This is a genomic window from Mycobacterium interjectum (assembly GCF_900078675.2).
Taxonomy (GTDB): domain Bacteria; phylum Actinomycetota; class Actinomycetes; order Mycobacteriales; family Mycobacteriaceae; genus Mycobacterium; species Mycobacterium interjectum.
Genome location: NZ_LT546236.1, coordinates 410,220 through 426,983, shown reverse-complemented (window position 1 = coordinate 426,983; position 16,764 = coordinate 410,220). Strand labels below are relative to the sequence as shown.

Below are 16,764 nucleotides of genomic sequence, written 5' to 3'. Positions count from 1 at the left end.
GGGTAGCCGCGATTTTCACTGAGACCCCCTGGCCGCGGTAAGACCCTTTGCTGTGTAACGACGGTCGCGTGGATGGTCGGTGCCTGTTTACCGACTGTGGGCTCGGCCTTACCACTCCAAATGGTTGCCGTCGGTGATCCTATGCGGTGCGCCCGTGAGTCCCCAAGAGGGCCTCGGGTTTGTCCGCCCACGAGCTGAACCGGGCAGCGGCGCGGTCCTCAGCGCAGCAGCGCCCGCGACATCACCACGCGCTGAATCTGATTGGTGCCCTCGTAGATCTGGGTGATCTTGGCGTCGCGCATCATCCGCTCGACCGGGAAGTCGGTGGTGTAGCCGGCGCCGCCGAACAGCTGCACGGCGTCGGTGGTCACCTCCATCGCCACGTCAGAGGCGAAGCACTTCGAGGCCGCGGAGATGAAGCCGAGGTTGGATTCGCCGCGCTCGGCGCGGGCGGCCGCCTGGTACACCATCATCCGCGCGGCTTCCACCTTCATCGCCATGTCGGCCAGCATGAACTGCACGGCCTGGAAGCTGCTGATCGACTCGCCGAACTGCCTGCGGTCCTTGGTGTAGGCGATCGCGGCGTCCACCGCGCCCTGGGCGATGCCCACGGCCTGGGCCCCGATGGTGGGGCGGGTGTGGTCCAGCGTCGCCAGCGCCGTCTTGAAGCCGGTGCCCGGCTCGCCGATGATCCGGTCGCCGGGGATGCGGCAGTTCTCGAAGTACAGCTCGGTGGTCGGCGAGCCCTTGATGCCGAGCTTCTTTTCCTTCGGCCCGACGGTGAAGCCCTCGTCGTCGCGGTGCACCATGAACGCCGAGATGCCGCCTGAGCCCTTGTCGGGATCGGTCACCGCCATCACGGTGTACCAGCTCGACTCGCCGCCGTTGGTGATCCAGCACTTGGCGCCGTTGAGGATCCAGTCGTCGCCGTCGGCCTTGGCCCGGGTCCGCATCGATCCCGCGTCGCTGCCGGCCTCGCGCTCGCTCAAGGCGTAGGACGCCATCGTCCCGTCGGCGATGGCCGGCAGGACCTGCTTCTTCAGCTCGTCGGAACCCCGCAGGATCAGGCCCATGGTGCCCAGCTTGTTCACCGCCGGGATCAGCGACGCCGAGGCGTCCACCCGGGCGACCTCTTCGATCACGATGCACGCCGCCACCGAGTCCGCGCCCTGCCCGCCGTACTCCTCGGGCACGTGCACGGCGTTGAACCCCGAGGCGTTCAGCGCCTCCAGCGCCTCCCGCGGGAAGCGCGCGTTCTCATCGACGTCGGCCGCGTGCGGAGCGATCTCCTTCTCGGCCAGCGCGCGAATCGCCGCCCGCAACTCCTGGTGCTCCTCGGGCAACTGGAACAGATCAAACGACGGGTTTCCGGCCCATCCAGCCATCTCGGCCTCCTCTTGCGTCCTGCCAGGCTACTGGCCGGTAACTTTACCCTGGCGTTCTTGCAGCGCCGCATCCTTGGCGCGCACGGTCTCGGCCAGCTCGGCCTGAAACGCCTCCACGCGGGCCCGTAGCGCCGGGTCGGAGGACGCCAGGATGCGCACGGCCAGCAGCCCCGCGTGGCGGGCCCCGCCGATGGAAACCGTGGCCACCGGAACGCCGGCCGGCATCTGCACGATCGACAGCAGCGAGTCCAGACCGTCGAGGCGGCCCAGCGGCACCGGGACCCCGATCACCGGCAGCGGCGTGGCGGAGGCGACCATTCCGGGCAGGTGGGCGGCGCCCCCGGCGCCGGCGATGATCACCTCCAAGCCGCGGTCGGCCGCGCCGCGCGCGTAGTCGAACATCACCTGGGGCGTGCGATGCGCCGAGACCACCCGGACCTCGGCGGGTATGTCGAACTCGGCCAGCGCCGCGGCGGCGTCGGACATCACCGACCAGTCGCTGTCGCTGCCCATGATCACCCCGACGCGAGGAGCGTTAGCCATGTGGATCCCATCCGTCCGTCCACTGCCCGTGTGACAACCAGTGTGCCGCCAGCTCGGCGCGCTCACGCAGCCTGGGGAGTTCCGCCGGGTCGGCACCCAGGAAGTTGACGTGGCCGACCTTGCGTCCCGGCCGTTCGGCCTTGCCATAGAGGTGAACGCGGGCGTCGGGCATCCGCGCGAACAAGTGGTGCAGCCGCTCGTCGACGGACATCGCCGGCTGCTGCGGGGCGCCGAGGACGTTGGCCATCACGGTCACCGGCGCGATGGCGTCGGTGTCGCCGAGCGGATAGTCCAGCACCGCGCGCAGGTGCTGCTCGAACTGGCCGGTGCGCGCGCCGTCCATGGTCCAGTGCCCGGAGTTGTGTGGGCGCATCGCGAGCTCGTTGACGAGCAGGTCGCCGCCTGTGGTCTCGAACAGCTCCACCGCTAGCACACCGACGACGCCCAGCTCGGCGGCCAACCGCAGCGCCAGCCGCTGGGCGGCCGAGGCGACGTCGTCGGGCAACTCCGGCGCCGGCGCGATCACCTGCACGCAGATCCCGTCCCGCTGGACCGTCTCCACCACCGGCCACGCGGCGCCCTGCCCGAACGGCGAGCGTGCGACCAGCGCCGATAGCTCGCGACGCATGTTCACCTGCTCCTCGGCCAGCACCGGCACCCCATCGGCCAGGAAGCTTTCCGCGATTTCCCGAGCGTGCGAAGGGTCGCGGGCCATCCGCACCCCGCGCCCGTCGTAACCTCCGCGGACCGCTTTCACGACCACGGGGCCGCCCATCCGCCGCGCGAACGCGTCGAGCTCGTCGACGCTTCGGATCTCGGTATAACGCGGCACGGGTGCGCCGAGGGCCTCCAGGCGCCGCCGCATCACCAGCTTGTCCTGGGCGTGCACCAGGGCCTGCGGCGGCGGCGCGACGTTGACGCCCTCGGCGACCAGCTTCTCCAACAGCTCGGTGGGGACGTGCTCGTGATCGAACGTCAGCACGTCGGCCCCGGCAGCGACCCGGCGCAGGTCCTCGAGATCGGTGTGCGAACCGATCACCACGTCGGGGGTGACCTGCGCGGCCGATTCGTCGGGGGCGGTGGCCAGCACCCGCAGCGTCTGGCCCAGCGCGATCGCGGCCTGGTGCGTCATGCGCGCGAGCTGCCCGCCGCCGACCATCGCCACGGAAGCAGTTCGCAAAGGGGTTCGGAAGGGAGGGCGTCTGCTCGGCACGGCCATCATGGTGTCACTTCGTCGGGCGTCGTGGTGACCGGCCGAGACGCCCGATCGTTATGTACCATTTTGCGTCGTTTTCGAGTCCGTCCGTACACTGACGTGTTGTGTCCTTCGCCGATGCCGCCATCTCGCGCCTACCCGAGGCCTTTCAGCCGTATTTGCTGCGCCATCACGAGCTGATCAAATTCGCGATCGTCGGCGGCACCACGTTCATCATCGACTCGGCGATTTTCTACACCCTGAAGCTGACGGTTCTCGAGCCCAAGCCGGTCACCGCCAAGGTTATCGCGGGCATCGTCGCGGTGATCGCGTCCTACGTCTTGAACCGGGAGTGGAGCTTCCGCGACCGCGGGGGCCGCGAGCGCCACCACGAGGCGCTGCTGTTCTTCGCCTTCAGCGGGGTGGGCGTGCTGCTGTCGATGGCGCCGCTGTGGGTCTCGAGCTACGTCCTGCAGCTGCGGGTGCCGACGGTGTCGCTGACCGTGGAGAACATCGCGGACTTCATCTCGGCCTACATCATCGGCAACCTGATGCAGATGGCGTTCCGCTTCTGGGCGTTCCGGCGCTGGGTGTTCCCCGACGAATTCGCCCGCAACCCCGACAAGGCGCTGGAATCGGCGCTGACCGCCGGTGGTTTCGCGGAGGTCTTGGAGGACGCGTACGAGGGCGGCTTGGAAGAGAGCAACGTCACGCCGCTGCGGTCCTGGCGGAAAAAGGCGAGCCGGTTCGGTCAGCTCGGTGACTCCTCAGAACCCAGGGTGTCGAAAACCTCGTGATATAGCAGCGAGTGCACCTCGCGCAGCCGCGGAATGTTATAGAACTCCAACGGATCCTGTGACGCCGACTCGATGATCAGCGTGCCGGTGCGAAACATCCGCTCGGTGAGCTTGTCGCGGAATTCCACGCTGTTGATCCGCGCCAGCGGGATGTCGATGCCGCTGCGGGTCAGCACCCCGTGCCGGAACATCACCCGCCGGCTGGTGACGACGAAATGCGTTGTCAGCCAATCCAGGAACGGCCACAGCGCCAGCCAGCCGACGATCACCAGCCAGATCCCCCAGATGACCCCGTAGATGATGTTCTTGGCGAGCTGCTCCCAGTGCGTCGAGTTGAGGTAGCCGGATCCGAACGCGGCCAGCGCCGTCGCCAGCACCAGCACCACGACGGGGGTAATCAGGCGCTTCCAGTGCGGGTGGCGGTGCAGCNCGGCGACGTCGGTCCCGGCGGCCGCCCGCGCCAGCAGGTCGGCGTTGGTGGAGCCGGTCCGCTCCACGACGTCGAGCCGGCGCCAGCCCAGCCCGGTCCCGATCAGCTCGGCGCGCAGCGCGGCTTGATCCAACGGTTGCCGAAGCGAATCTCGATCCGTCACTCCACCCAGCCTAAAACTGCGGCGCGGGGGCTGCCGATACCATCGAGTCCCATGACAAGCGCTACCGACCACACCGCCGAGCCCGCCGCCGAGCACACCATCGACATCCACACCACCGCGGGCAAGCTGGCCGAGCTGCACAAGCGGCGCGAAGAGTCGCTGCACCCGGTGGGCGAGGAGGCCGTCGAGAAGGTGCATGCCAAGGGCAAGCTGACCGCCCGCGAGCGCATCTACGCCCTGCTGGACGAGGACTCCTTCGTCGAACTCGACGCGCTGGCGCGGCACCGCAGCAGCAACTTCGGCCTGGAGAACAACCGCCCGCTCGGCGACGGGGTGGTCACCGGCTACGGCACCATCGACGGCCGCGACGTGTGCATCTTCAGCCAGGACGCCACGGTGTTCGGCGGCAGCCTCGGCGAGGTCTACGGCGAGAAGATCGTCAAGGTCCAGGAACTGGCCCTCAAGACCGGCCGCCCGCTGATCGGCATCAACGACGGCGCCGGCGCGCGGATTCAGGAGGGCGTCGTCTCGCTGGGCCTGTACAGCCGGATCTTCCGCAACAACATCATCGCGTCCGGGGTCATCCCGCAGATCTCGCTGATCATGGGCGCGGCCGCGGGCGGCCACGTCTACTCGCCCGCCCTGACCGACTTCGTGGTCATGGTCGACCAGACCAGCCAGATGTTCATCACCGGGCCCGACGTCATCAAGACGGTCACCGGTGAGGACGTCACCATGGAGGAGCTCGGCGGCGCCCACACGCACATGGCCAAGTCCGGCACCCTGCACTATGTCGCGTCCGGCGAGCAGGACGCCTTCGACTGGGTGCGCGACCTGCTGGGCTACCTGCCGCCCAACAACGCCACCGACCCGCCGCGTTACGCGGTGCCGGCCCCCGACGGCCCCATCGAGGAGAACCTCACCGACGAGGACCTCGAGCTGGACACGCTGATCCCGGACTCCCCCAACCAGCCCTACGACATGCACGAGGTGATCACCCGGATCCTCGACGACGACGAGTTCCTGGAGATCCAGGGCGGTTACGCGCAGAACATCGTCGTCGGGTTCGGCCGCATCGAGGGCCGGCCGGTCGGCATCGTGGCCAACCAGCCCACTCAGTTCGCCGGCTGCCTGGACATCAACGCCTCGGAGAAGGCGGCCCGCTTCGTGCGGACCTGCGACTGCTTCAACATCCCGATCATCATGCTGGTGGACGTCCCGGGCTTCCTGCCGGGCACCGGCCAGGAGTACAACGGCATCATCCGCCGCGGCGCCAAGCTGCTGTTCGCCTATGGCGAGGCCACGGTGCCGAAGATCACCGTCATCACCCGCAAGGCCTACGGCGGCGCCTACTGCGTCATGGGCTCCAAGGACATGGGCTGCGACGTCAACCTGGCCTGGCCGAGCGCCCAGATCGCCGTCATGGGCGCCTCGGGCGCGGTGGGCTTCGTCTACCGCAAGCAGCTGAGCGAGGCCGCCCGCAACGGCGAGGATGTCGACACGCTGCGGCTGCAGTTGCAGCAGGAGTACGAGGACACCCTCGTCAACCCCTACGTCGCGGCCGAGCGCGGATACGTCGACGCGGTGATCCCGCCGTCGTACACCCGCGGGTACATCGGCACGGCGCTGCGCCTGCTGGAACGCAAGATCTCCCACCTGCCGCCCAAGAAGCACGGGAACATTCCGCTATGACAGACGAAACCCAGCACCCGCACGAGCATGAGCCGCACATCCAGGTCCTCAAGGGCACGCCGACCGACGAGGAGCTGGCCGCGCTGGTCGCCGTGCTGGGCGGCGTCGGCGGCGGCGTCCCCGAGCCCGCCGAGCCGGAGCGCACCCGCTGGGGCCTTCCCGTCGACCGGCTGCGGTACGCGATGTCCAACTACCAGCGGCTCACCCTGCAGCAGATGACGCACCTGAAGCAGTGACCCGCCTGGTGCTGGGGTCAGCCTCTTCGGGTCGCCTGAAGGTGCTGCGCCAGGCCGGCGTCGATCCGCTGGTCGTGGTGTCCGGCGTCGACGAGGACGCGATCACCGCGAGTTTGGGAGCGGGCGCCTCGCCCGACGAGGTGGTGTGCGCGCTGGCGGCCGCCAAGGCGGACCGGGTGGCCGGCGACGTGGATCGCGCCGTCGCGGCGGATTGCGTTGTGCTCGGCTGTGATTCGATGCTCTCGGTCGACGGGCGGCTGTGCGGCAAGCCCGGCTCGGCCGAAGCCGCCGTGAGCCAGTGGCACCTGATGGGCGGCCGGTCCGGCCGGCTGCACACCGGGCACTGCCTGCTGCGGTTGAGCGGCGCTGCGATCACCCACCGCGCGATCGAATCGGCTTGCACCACGGTGCATTTCGGGCAGCCGGCCGAGGCGGATCTGCGGGCCTACGTCGCGGCCGGCGAGCCGCTGGGCGTGGCGGGGGGATTCACCCTGGACGGGCTGGGCGGCTGGTTCGTCGACGCGATCGACGGCGACCCGTCGAACGTCATCGGGGTGAGCCTGCCGCTGCTGCGCTCGCTGCTGGGGCGGGTCGGCCTGTCGGTGGCCGCGCTGTGGGCGGCCGCGCCCACCAGTACCCGCGAGCCATAATCCGTCGCGACGCGCCTCGGCGTGTCGTCGCAAACGCTTATGTGTCGCTGCATGGGCTTTCGGCGCCAGCGGTAGGCTCGACTTCGTGTCCTTACCCGCCGATCCACACCCGTCCCTGACGGAATACGCCCACCCCGAACGACTCGTCACCGCCGACTGGCTGTCGGCCAACATGGGCGCCCCCGGCCTGGTGATCGTCGAGTCCGACGAGGACGTGTTGCTCTACGACGTCGGCCACATCCCCGGCGCGGTCAAGATCGACTGGCACACCGACCTCAACGACCCGAGGGTCCGCGACTACATCGACGGCGAGCACTTCGCCGAGCTGATGGACCGCAAGGGCATCGCCCGCGACGACACCGTGGTGATCTACGGCGACAAGAGCAATTGGTGGGCGGCCTACGCGCTGTGGGTCTTCACGCTGTTCGGCCACCCCGACGTCCGCCTCCTCAACGGTGGGCGCGACCTGTGGCTCGCCGAGCGCCGCGAGACCACCCTGGACGTCCCGACCAAGACGTCGAGCGGCTATCCCGTCGTGCAGCGCAACGACGGGCCCATCCGCGCGTACAAGGACGACGTGCTGGCCATCCTCGGCAGCCAGCCGCTGATCGACGTGCGCTCGCCCGACGAGTACACGGGCAAGCGCACCCACATGCCCGAGTACCCGGAGGAGGGCGTGCTGCGCGGCGGGCACATCCCCACCGCCCGGTCGATCCCGTGGGCCAAGGCCGTCGACGAGAGCGGGCGGTTCCGCAGCCGCGCCGAGCTCGAAGAGCTCTACGGCTTCCTGCAGCCGGACGACAAGACCGTCGTCTATTGCCGCATCGGCGAGCGTTCCAGCCACACCTGGTTCGTGCTCACGCATTTGCTCGGCAAGCCCGGGGTCCGCAACTACGACGGATCGTGGACCGAGTGGGGCAACACGGTGCGCGTCCCGATCGTCGGGGGCCCCGAACCGGGAGCCGTGCCGGTCCCATGAGCATGCCCGCGCCGCTGGCCGAGGTGGTGTCCGACTTCGCCGAGGTCCAGGGCCAGGACAAGCTGCGGCTGCTGCTGGAATTCGCCAACGAGCTTCCGGCCCTGCCCCCGGAGCTGCAGGAGTCGGCGATGGAGCCGGTGCCCGAATGCCAGTCGCCGCTGTTCCTGCACGTCGACGCCAGCGACCCGGGCCGGGTGCGGCTGCACTTCAGCGCGCCCGCCGAGGCGCCGACCACCCGGGGATTCGCCTCGATCCTGGCCGCCGGTCTCGACGAACAACCCGCGGCGGACATCCTGGCGGTGCCCGAGGATTTCTACACCGATCTGGGGCTGGCCGCTCTGATCAGCCCGCTGCGGCTGCGCGGCATGTCGGCGATGCTGGCCCGGATCAAGCGCCGCCTGCGCGAGGCGGCCTGATCAGAAACGGATTGGAGACCGGGTTTCAGGGCGCGCGGCGCGCCGCATAAACTTCCCCGGACAAGACTTGTAAGAAAATCTCTTAGAGACGAATGACGTCCAGCCAAACAGGAGGCGCAGTGGCCAGTCACGCCAGCTCGAGGATCTCCAAGGTGCTCGTCGCCAACCGCGGTGAGATCGCGGTCCGGGTGATCCGCGCGGCCCGGGATGCGGGCCTGCCCAGCGTGGCGGTGTATGCCGAGCCCGACGCCGACGCGCCGCACGTGCGCCTGGCGGACGAGGCGTTCGCCCTCGGCGGCCAAACCTCGGCGGAGTCCTACCTCGACTTCGGCAAGCTCCTCGACGCGGCCGCGAAGTCCGGCGCCAACGCCGTCCACCCCGGCTACGGCTTCCTGTCGGAGAACGCCGACTTCGCCCAGGCGGTGATCGACGCCGGCCTGATCTGGATCGGGCCGAGCCCGCAGTCCATCCGCGACCTGGGTGACAAGGTCACCGCGCGCCACATCGCCGCCCGCGCCAAGGCCCCGCTGGTGCCCGGCACGCCCGACCCGGTCAAGGACGCCGACGAGGTGGTCGCCTTCGCCAAGGAGTACGGCGTGCCGATCGCGATCAAGGCGGCGTTCGGCGGCGGCGGCAAGGGCATGAAGGTGGCCCGCACCCTCGAGGAAATCCCCGAGCTGTACGAGTCGGCCGTGCGCGAGGCCGTCTCGGCGTTCGGCCGCGGCGAATGCTTCGTGGAGCGCTACCTGGACAAGCCGCGCCACGTCGAGGCCCAGGTGATCGCCGACCAGCACGGCAACGTCGTCGTCGCCGGCACCCGCGACTGCTCGCTGCAGCGCCGCTTCCAGAAGCTGGTGGAGGAGGCCCCCGCGCCGTTCCTCACCGAGGCCCAGCGCAAGGAGATCCACGAGTCGGCCAAGCGGATCTGCAAGGAGGCCCACTACTACGGCGCCGGCACGGTCGAGTACCTGGTCGGCCAGGACGGCCTGATCTCCTTCCTGGAGGTCAACACCCGGCTGCAGGTCGAGCACCCGGTCACCGAGGAGACCGCGGGCATCGACCTGGTCTTGCAACAGTTCAAGATCGCCGACGGCGAGAAGCTGGACATCACCGAGGACCCGACACCGCGCGGGCACGCGATCGAGTTCCGGATCAACGGCGAGGACGCCGGCCGCGGGTTCCTGCCCGCGCCCGGCCCGGTCAGCAAGTTCCACCCGCCCACCGGCCCCGGCGTGCGGCTGGACTCCGGGGTGGAGACCGGCTCGGTGATCGGCGGCCAGTTCGACTCGATGCTGGCCAAGCTGATCGTGTACGGCGCCGACCGGCACGAAGCGCTGGCGCGGGCCCGGCGGGCCCTGGGCGAGTTCGAGGTCGAGGGCCTGGCGACGGTGATCCCGTTCCACCGCGCCGTGGTGTCCGATCCGGCGTTCATCGGCGACGACAACGGCTTCACGGTGCACACCCGCTGGATCGAGACCGAGTGGAACAACACCGTCGAGCCGTTCACGGGCGGCGAGCCCCTGGACGAGGAGGACACCCGGCCCCGCCAGAAGGTGGTCGTCGAGGTCGGCGGCCGCCGGCTCGAGGTGTCGCTGCCCGGTGACCTGGCCCTGTCCAATGGCGCCGCGGACCCGGCCGGCGTCATTCGCAAGAAGCCCAAGCCCCGCAAGCGCGGGTCGCACGCGGGGGCGGCGGCCTCCGGCGACGCGGTGACCGCGCCCATGCAGGGCACCGTGGTCAAGGTCGCCGTCGAGGAAGGCCAGGAGGTCGCGACCGGCGACCTGGTGGTGGTCCTCGAGGCGATGAAGATGGAGAACCCGGTCACGGCCCACAAGGACGGCACCATCACCGGGCTTGCGGTCGAGGCCGGCGCGGCCATCACCCAGGGCACGGTTCTCGCCGAGATCAAGTAACCGTTCGGTCACCAGACGTTGAAGGCCCGCCCCGCCGCGGGTAGGGTTCAGGTCAGGTTGAGTTCACAGCCGCCCGGATGACGTCGGGGGCCGCTGGGCGTGCGAACTCCCGGGTGTTGAACCATCACCGACCACCTGACGTCATCCACAGCAGGATCCTCCTAATGACGGAGACAAGCATGTCTGTGGCCCAATCTTGGCAACAAAGCCGCACGGCTCAATTCACCGCTCGCTGGAGCGCGGTGGGCACCGTGATCACCGCCGACGGCGAGCTCGACGCCGCCAACGCCGATCAGCTCGCGGCCTATGTGCAACGCAGCGTCAGGCGTTCGCGGCGCATAATCCTGGACCTTCGCGGCCTGGAATTCATTGGCACGGCCGGTTTTTCGGCGATACACCGGATCAACGTCGCGTGCTCGGCGGCCCAGGTGCACTGGGCCATGGTGCCCGGCCCGGTGGTGGCGCGGTTGTTGCGCATTTGCGACCCCGACGGCACGCTGCCGGTGACGACGCCGCACGCCGAGCAGCTGTTGAAGCCGAGCCGGGCCGACGGCTCGGGGTCGCGACCGCTACTGCAGCTGGTCCCGCAGCCGCGTTAGCGACTTGGCCAGCAGCCGGGACACGTGCATCTGGGAGATGCCTACCCGCTCGGCAATCTGAGTCTGCGTCATCGATTCAAAGAACCTGAGCACCAACACCATTCGTTCCCGCTCGGGCAGCGCCTCGAGCAAGGGGCGCAACGCCTCCCGATCCTCGATGCGGTCGAGGCCGGCGTCCACGTCACCCAGGGTGTCCGCGATGGCACGGGCGTCGTCGTCGTCGCTGCCGCCACCGGTGTCGATGGACAGCGTGTTGTAGGAGCTGCCCGCCACCAGACCCTCGACGACCTCGTCGCGTTCCATCCCCAGTTCTGCGGCGAGTTCGGTCGCGGTCGGCGCCCGGCCCAGCCGCTGCGACAGATCGGCGGTGGCGGTGCCCAGCCGCAGGTGCAGTTCCTTCAGCCGCCGCGGAACCTTGACCGACCAGCTGTTGTCACGGAAGTGCCGGCGGACCTCCCCCATGATGGTGGGCACCGCGAAGGAGACGAAGTCCGATCCGGTCTCGACGTCGAAGCGGACCACGGCGTTGACCAGGCCGACCCGCGCCACCTGGACCAGGTCGTCGCGCGGTTCGCCCCGGCCCTCGAACCGGCGGGCGATGTGATCGGCCAACGGCAGGCAGCGCTCCACGATCTTGTCGCGCTGGCGCTGGAATTCCATCGAGTCGGCGGCGACGCCGGCGAGTTCCCGGAACATGTCCGGGACGTCGGCATACTCGTTCGGCCGCGAGACCGAACCGCCTGCAGCTCGCGCTGTCACCTGCTAGAGGCCGCCCGTCGCGCGGTCAGCGTGATACCGAAAACACTGCCCGTTTCGTTGGGCTCGCGACCGTCGTGGAACGTCTGGACGTCGTCGGCCAGGGAGGTCAGGACGTGCCAGCTGAAGCTGCCGGGCGCCACCACGTCGTGGGTGTCGCACGCCGCGGACGCCTCCACCACCAATTCGTCGTCTTGCGGGTCGACCACGACGATCAACGTCGCGTCCGGTGTGGCCGAGCGGATCAGGCGGGTGCACACTTCGTCTACCGCGAGCCGCAGGTCGGCGACCGCATCGAAATCCAGGTCCTCGAAGGTGCCGATGGCACCGACGAGCGTGCGCAACATCGCCAGGTTCTCCAGGCGTGCCGCGACGTGCAATTCGACGGCCCGATGGCCGCGTTGACGCGTGTTAGCGCGCGATCCCGCATCGGTCATATGGTCTCCCGGCAATGTCGGCTCGACACTACTACTGCTGCGCAGCCCGCCGTCGACCGTCGGTTCCAACCGGTTGGTCATGCGGCACGACCGGGATCGCTCTGGTCATGGTGATCGCTTCGGCGGTAGGCGGGAACGGTTCCGGCAGTCATGGTCTAGAGCTGATACCCACTTGCGGCGGCGAATAACCCAGCAAGGCGCGTCAGCTGCTTAACAGTCGCGACCCGAAAGACCTACACTTGGTGCATGAAGCAGGCTCTGCTTCGCGCGATTGTTCTTCTTGCGTCGTGGTCGATCGGACTGCTGGTGGCGGCCCGGGTCGTTCCGAACGTGTCGGTGTCGGTGTCGGGGTTCATCGTCGCCGTGGTGTTGTTCACGGCCGCTCAGGCCACGCTGTCGCTGGCGATCGTCAGGCTGCCGCGCGCGTACGCATCGCTGCTCCTCGGTGGCTCCGGCCTGGCGCTGACGCTTGTCGCGCTGGCGCTGGCCGCGGTGTTCACCCACGGGCTCACCATTGTCGGCGTCGCGTCCTGGGCCGCCGCCATCGTGGTGGTGTGGCTGATCACCACCATCGGGGCGATATCGCTGCCCGAGGTGCTCGCCCGCGACCAGGCCGTCACGGCCTGACCGGACGACGGAGGGAGACGTTATGGGTGACAGGCACCGCGATCCGACGGATCATTTCCGGACCACGCAACCGCACGCCGGTTTCACGATGAAGGACAACCTCTACTGGCCCGGGTTCATCCTGCTGATCGTCGCGTTGGGCGGGATGATCAGCACGACGGCCGCCGCCGCCTACGGGCACTACGAATGGCTCGCCACGACGAGCCTGGTCGCCGTGCTCGGGGTGGTCGCGGCGGCGCTGTGGTTCGTCGTGGAGCATCGCCGGGTGGCCCGCATCGACGAGCAGTGGCACCTCACCGCGGAAGCGGGCACCCCGCCGCGCCGGCGCGCCGTCAGCCAGGGCCCGGCCGGGTCCTGAGCTACCAAGCCGGCACCGGCCCGGCGATGGGCGAAACACCCAGGCCCAGCGCCACCACCATCAGCGTGAACAAGAACCAGCCGGCGCCGTGCCATCCCCACCAGGTGCCGTGCGCCTTCCACACCCGGTAGGTGCGCACGAACGCCCAGAGGCCTCCGGCAAACAGAATCAGCGGACCACCGAATGCCAGCGTCGTGCGCTGCGGCGCGCCGCAGGCCACCGTGTCCACGCCCGTCGCCGGGCAGGTGCTGACCCACAGAGCTGCCAGGACCACGAAGCCGACCCCGGCGGCCGCGGCGAGCACGGCAAACCGGATCGCGGCGTGCACCTCGCCGTCCTCCTGCCCCAAGCGGTCGCCGGGCGACCGCTCCTCCGCTTTGTGCATCGCTGCCCCTCATATCCGGCTGCCCGCTGCTTTTAGTCCATCGTCCGCCGCGCCGAATTAGTTACCAACCCCCGCGCGGCGCCCACGCCCGGCGACAGAACGCATAGGAACAGATACCCGGCAGCAAACCACGGTAAACGGTCATGACGCCCGGGCGGGACCCACCCTGACCAGGGCGTTAGGTTCGGATCGGCGGCGAAGACGCTGGTGCAAGGGTCGTCTCATGTCCGATGGGTACTATCTGACACATGCCGACAGCCAGGAGGCGCTTATCCCCCGAGGATCGACGCGCCGAGCTGCTCGCTTTGGGGGCAGAAGTCTTTGGGAAGCGACCCTACGACGAGGTCCGCATCGACGAAATAGCCGAGCGCGCGGGGGTCTCCCGGGCGCTGATGTATCACTACTTCCCGGACAAGCGGGCGTTCTTCGCCGCCGTCGTCAAGGACGAGGCCGACCGGCTGTACGAGGCGACCAACAACCCGCCGCCCGCCGGCCTGACGATGTTCGAGGAGATCCGGATGGGTGTGCTGGCCTACATGGCCTATCACCAGCAGAATCCGGAGGCCGCCTGGGCCGCCTACGTCGGCCTCGGCCGGTCGGACCCGGTTCTGCTCGGCATCGACGACGAGGCCAAGAACCGCCAGATGGAACACATCATGTCCCGCATCGGCGAGGTCGTCAGTGGGATGCCGGACACCAGCGCGCTGCGGCCCGAAGTCGAGCGGGACCTGCGGGTGATCATCCAGGGCTGGCTGGCCTTCACCTTCGAGATCTGCCGGCAGCGCATCATGGACCCCACGACCGACGCCGACCGGCTGGCCGACGCCTGCGCGCACGCGCTGCTCGACGCCATCGCCCGGGTGCCCGAGATTCCGAAAGAGCTGTCGGAGGCCATGGCCACCGCGAGGCTCTGACGAGGCCCGCGCTATTTTGTCGGTGCGCATTGGCACCATGGTGAGGTGAACACTCGCGCCGGTCCCCGGCCGGACCCGCTGGGCCGGTTCAGCCCGATCACACGCGAGTGGTTCCAGGCCACCTTCGCCGCGCCGACCACCGCCCAGGCGCAGGCCTGGGACGCCATCGCGCGGGGCGACAACACCCTGGTGATCGCGCCGACGGGATCCGGCAAGACGCTCGCGGCGTTCCTGTGGGCCCTGGATAGTCTCGCCGGGCCGGCCAAAAGACCGGCCGGCACGCGGGTGCTGTACGTGTCCCCGCTCAAGGCGCTCGCGGTCGACGTCGAACGCAACCTGCGCACCCCGCTGGCGGGGCTGACCCGGATCGCCGAGCGGCACGGGCTGCCGGCCCCCGACATCAGCGTCGGCGTCCGCTCCGGCGACACCCCGCCCGCCGCGCGCCGTCAACTCATCGCGCACCCGCCCGACGTGCTGATCACCACCCCGGAGTCGCTGTTCTTGATGCTGACCTCGGCCGCGCGCGAAACCCTGGCGGGCGTGCAGACGGTGATCGTGGACGAGATTCACGCCATCGCGGGCGGCAAGCGCGGCGCGCACCTGGCGGTGTCGCTGGAGCGGCTGGACGACCTGCGCCACGCCTCATCCTCGGGGCGCCCCGCCCAGCGCATCGGGTTGTCGGCGACCGTGCGGCCGCCCGAGGAGCTGGCGCGCTTCTTGTCCGGACAGTCGCCCACCACCATCGTGGCCCCTCCGTCGGCCAAGACCCTCGAGCTCACCGTGCAGGTGCCGGTGCCCGACATGGCCAACCTGGCGAACAACAGCATCTGGCCCGACGTCGAGGCGCGCCTGGTCGACCTGATCGAATCGCACTCCTCGACGATCGTGTTCGCCAACTCCCGGCGACTGGCCGAACGGCTTACCGCGCGGCTCAACGAGATTCACGCCCAGCGCTGCGGGATCGCGCTCGGAACCGACCTCAACGCGCAGGTGCCCGGCGGCGCGCCGGCCCACATCATGGGCAGCGGCCAGACGCTGGGCGCCGACGCCGTGCTCGCGCGCGCCCACCACGGTTCGGTCAGCAAGGAGCAGCGCGCCCTGGTCGAGGAGGACCTCAAGCGCGGGCTGCTCAAGGCGGTGGTGGCGACGTCGAGCCTGGAGCTGGGCATCGATATGGGCGCCGTCGACCTGGTGATCCAGGTGGAGGCGCCGCCGTCGGTGGCCAGCGGCCTGCAGCGCATCGGGCGGGCCGGCCACCAGGTCGGCGAGGTGTCCCAGGGGGTGCTGTTCCCCAAGCACCGCACCGACCTGATCGGCTGCGCGGTGACGGTGCAGCGGATGCTCGCCGGCCAGATCGAGACGATGCGGGTGCCCGCCAACCCGCTGGACATCCTGGCGCAACAGACCGTGGCGGCCGCCGCGCTGNCGCGGGCGGCAAGCGCGGCGCGCACCTGGCGGTGTCGCTGGAGCGGCTGGACGACCTGCGCCACGCCTCATCCTCGGGGCGCCCCGCCCAGCGCATCGGGTTGTCGGCGACCGTGCGGCCGCCCGAGGAGCTGGCGCGCTTCTTGTCCGGACAGTCGCCCACCACCATCGTGGCCCCTCCGTCGGCCAAGACCCTCGAGCTCACCGTGCAGGTGCCGGTGCCCGACATGGCCAACCTGGCGAACAACAGCATCTGGCCCGACGTCGAGGCGCGCCTGGTCGACCTGATCGAATCGCACTCCTCGACGATCGTGTTCGCCAACTCCCGGCGACTGGCCGAACGGCTTACCGCGCGGCTCAACGAGATTCACGCCCAGCGCTGCGGGATCGCGCTCGGAACCGACCTCAACGCGCAGGTGCCCGGCGGCGCGCCGGCCCACATCATNCGCGGCGACGACGCCGGCCGCCCGGCCGAGCTCGGCGCCGCGCTGGGCGCGTTCACCGGCGAGCTGGCCGGACTGAACCGCGCGGCGTTCGACAAACGTTGTGGCGCTTTGGGTTTCGACGCGTACGCGACCGACAACCTGTGGGGGCTGCTGGACGAGCAGCGGACCACGGCCGGGGTGGTGCCCACCGACACCACCCTGCTGGTCGAGCGGTTCCGCGACGAGCTGGGCGATTGGCGGGTGATCCTGCATTCCCCGTACGGGCTGCGGGTGCACGGACCGCTCGCGCTGGCGGTGGGGCGGCGGCTGCGCGAACGCTACGGCCTCGACGAGAAGCCGACCGCCTCCGATGACGGCATCGTGGTGCGGCTGCCCGACACCGGGTTTCCCGGCGGGGACGACGCCCCGCCCGGCGCCG

The 16,764-nt window shown here is 69.5% G+C and carries 18 protein-coding genes and 2 pseudogenes; 13 read left to right on the top strand and 7 right to left on the bottom strand.

Annotated features, from left to right (window positions below; all coding sequences use genetic code 11):
* Positions 1 to 218: 218 nt before the first annotated feature.
* Genes BN4348_RS31885 through BN4348_RS31875 form a run of 3 tightly spaced genes read right to left on the bottom strand, consistent with a single transcriptional unit; the run spans position 219 to position 3,150 of the window.
* On the bottom strand, positions 219 to 1,385 hold the full coding sequence (locus BN4348_RS31885) for an acyl-CoA dehydrogenase (protein WP_066908123.1): 1,167 nt from the start codon (positions 1,383 to 1,385) through the stop codon (positions 219 to 221).
* A gap of 27 nt (positions 1,386 to 1,412) precedes the next feature.
* Complete coding sequence (gene purE, locus BN4348_RS31880) at positions 1,413 to 1,928, bottom strand: 5-(carboxyamino)imidazole ribonucleotide mutase (protein WP_066908120.1); 516 nt, start codon at positions 1,926 to 1,928, stop codon at positions 1,413 to 1,415.
* Positions 1,921 to 3,150 (bottom strand): 5-(carboxyamino)imidazole ribonucleotide synthase, encoded by a 1,230-nt coding sequence (locus BN4348_RS31875; RefSeq protein ID WP_084453902.1) that lies wholly within the window; start codon positions 3,148 to 3,150, stop codon positions 1,921 to 1,923. The genes purE and BN4348_RS31875 overlap by 8 nt, the downstream gene beginning before the upstream one ends.
* Before the next feature lie 98 nt (positions 3,151 to 3,248).
* Between BN4348_RS31875 and BN4348_RS31870 the strand changes: the two genes are divergently transcribed.
* Positions 3,249 to 3,920, top strand: coding sequence for a GtrA family protein (locus BN4348_RS31870; RefSeq protein WP_066908114.1), 672 nt, complete (start codon positions 3,249 to 3,251; stop codon positions 3,918 to 3,920).
* Here the strand turns inward: BN4348_RS31870 and BN4348_RS31865 are convergent.
* Positions 3,875 to 4,387: a PH domain-containing protein gene (locus BN4348_RS31865; protein ID WP_066908159.1), complete on the bottom strand. Its 513-nt coding sequence runs from the start codon at positions 4,385 to 4,387 to the stop codon at positions 3,875 to 3,877. The two genes, BN4348_RS31870 and BN4348_RS31865, sit on opposite strands and share 46 nt — an antisense overlap.
* Positions 4,388 to 4,564: 177 nt before the next feature.
* Here BN4348_RS31865 and BN4348_RS31860 point away from each other — a divergent pair, with 177 nt between their 5' ends.
* The 7 genes from BN4348_RS31860 to BN4348_RS31830 all read left to right on the top strand — a co-directional run bounded on the left by BN4348_RS31860 (position 4,565) and on the right by BN4348_RS31830 (position 10,998).
* Positions 4,565 to 6,205 (top strand): acyl-CoA carboxylase subunit beta, encoded by a 1,641-nt coding sequence (locus BN4348_RS31860; RefSeq protein ID WP_066908111.1) that lies wholly within the window; start codon positions 4,565 to 4,567, stop codon positions 6,203 to 6,205.
* Complete coding sequence (locus BN4348_RS31855; protein WP_066908108.1) at positions 6,202 to 6,441, top strand: acyl-CoA carboxylase epsilon subunit; 240 nt, start codon at positions 6,202 to 6,204, stop codon at positions 6,439 to 6,441. The genes BN4348_RS31860 and BN4348_RS31855 overlap by 4 nt, the downstream gene beginning before the upstream one ends.
* Positions 6,438 to 7,091 (top strand): Maf family protein, encoded by a 654-nt coding sequence (locus BN4348_RS31850; RefSeq protein WP_066908105.1) that lies wholly within the window; start codon positions 6,438 to 6,440, stop codon positions 7,089 to 7,091. Before BN4348_RS31855 ends, BN4348_RS31850 begins: the two co-directional genes overlap by 4 nt.
* Before the next feature lie 85 nt (positions 7,092 to 7,176).
* A complete protein-coding gene (locus BN4348_RS31845; protein WP_066908102.1) occupies positions 7,177 to 8,070 on the top strand; it encodes a sulfurtransferase in 894 nt (297 codons plus the stop codon).
* Positions 8,067 to 8,486 (top strand): SufE family protein, encoded by a 420-nt coding sequence (locus BN4348_RS31840; protein WP_066908099.1) that lies wholly within the window; start codon positions 8,067 to 8,069, stop codon positions 8,484 to 8,486. The genes BN4348_RS31845 and BN4348_RS31840 overlap by 4 nt, the downstream gene beginning before the upstream one ends.
* A 119-nt stretch (positions 8,487 to 8,605) precedes the next feature.
* On the top strand, positions 8,606 to 10,399 hold the full coding sequence (locus BN4348_RS31835) for an acetyl/propionyl/methylcrotonyl-CoA carboxylase subunit alpha (RefSeq protein WP_066908095.1): 1,794 nt from the start codon (positions 8,606 to 8,608) through the stop codon (positions 10,397 to 10,399).
* Positions 10,400 to 10,578: 179 nt separating this feature from the next.
* A complete protein-coding gene (locus tag BN4348_RS31830; protein ID WP_066908156.1) occupies positions 10,579 to 10,998 on the top strand; it encodes an STAS domain-containing protein in 420 nt (139 codons plus the stop codon).
* Here BN4348_RS31830 and BN4348_RS31825 read toward each other — a convergent pair.
* Positions 10,969 to 11,757, bottom strand: coding sequence for an RNA polymerase sigma factor SigF (locus tag BN4348_RS31825; RefSeq protein ID WP_066908092.1), 789 nt, complete (start codon positions 11,755 to 11,757; stop codon positions 10,969 to 10,971). The genes BN4348_RS31830 and BN4348_RS31825 overlap by 30 nt on opposite strands.
* A complete protein-coding gene (locus tag BN4348_RS31820; protein WP_066908086.1) occupies positions 11,754 to 12,191 on the bottom strand; it encodes an ATP-binding protein in 438 nt (145 codons plus the stop codon). Before BN4348_RS31820 ends, BN4348_RS31825 begins: the two co-directional genes overlap by 4 nt.
* 246 nt (positions 12,192 to 12,437) lie before the next feature.
* On the opposite strand from BN4348_RS31820, the gene BN4348_RS31815 reads away from it, so the two are divergent.
* Together BN4348_RS31815 and usfY are read left to right on the top strand one after the other, a co-directional pair.
* Positions 12,438 to 12,818, top strand: a complete 381-nt coding sequence (locus tag BN4348_RS31815) for a hypothetical protein (RefSeq protein ID WP_066908083.1) — start codon at positions 12,438 to 12,440, stop codon at positions 12,816 to 12,818.
* A 22-nt stretch (positions 12,819 to 12,840) separates the two neighbouring features.
* Positions 12,841 to 13,176 carry a protein UsfY gene (gene usfY / locus BN4348_RS31810; protein ID WP_066908080.1) on the top strand — a complete coding sequence of 112 codons (336 nt, stop codon included), beginning with the start codon at positions 12,841 to 12,843 and terminating at the stop codon, positions 13,174 to 13,176.
* Position 13,177: 1 nt separating this feature from the next.
* On the opposite strand, the gene BN4348_RS31805 is transcribed toward usfY, so the two are convergent.
* On the bottom strand, positions 13,178 to 13,561 hold the full coding sequence (locus BN4348_RS31805; protein WP_066908078.1) for a hypothetical protein: 384 nt from the start codon (positions 13,559 to 13,561) through the stop codon (positions 13,178 to 13,180).
* Between the two features lie 248 nt (positions 13,562 to 13,809).
* Here BN4348_RS31805 and BN4348_RS31800 point away from each other — a divergent pair, with 248 nt between their 5' ends.
* From BN4348_RS31800 to BN4348_RS62640, 3 genes and pseudogenes are all read left to right on the top strand, one after another.
* Positions 13,810 to 14,475, top strand: a complete 666-nt coding sequence (locus BN4348_RS31800; RefSeq protein WP_066908075.1) for a TetR/AcrR family transcriptional regulator — start codon at positions 13,810 to 13,812, stop codon at positions 14,473 to 14,475.
* 45 nt (positions 14,476 to 14,520) lie between these two features.
* Positions 14,521 to 15,900, top strand: a pseudogene (locus BN4348_RS31795) (DEAD/DEAH box helicase); the annotation flags it as partial.
* Positions 15,897 to 16,764 (top strand): annotated as a pseudogene (locus BN4348_RS62640) (ATP-dependent helicase); the annotation flags it as partial. The pseudogenes BN4348_RS31795 and BN4348_RS62640, both read left to right, overlap by 4 nt.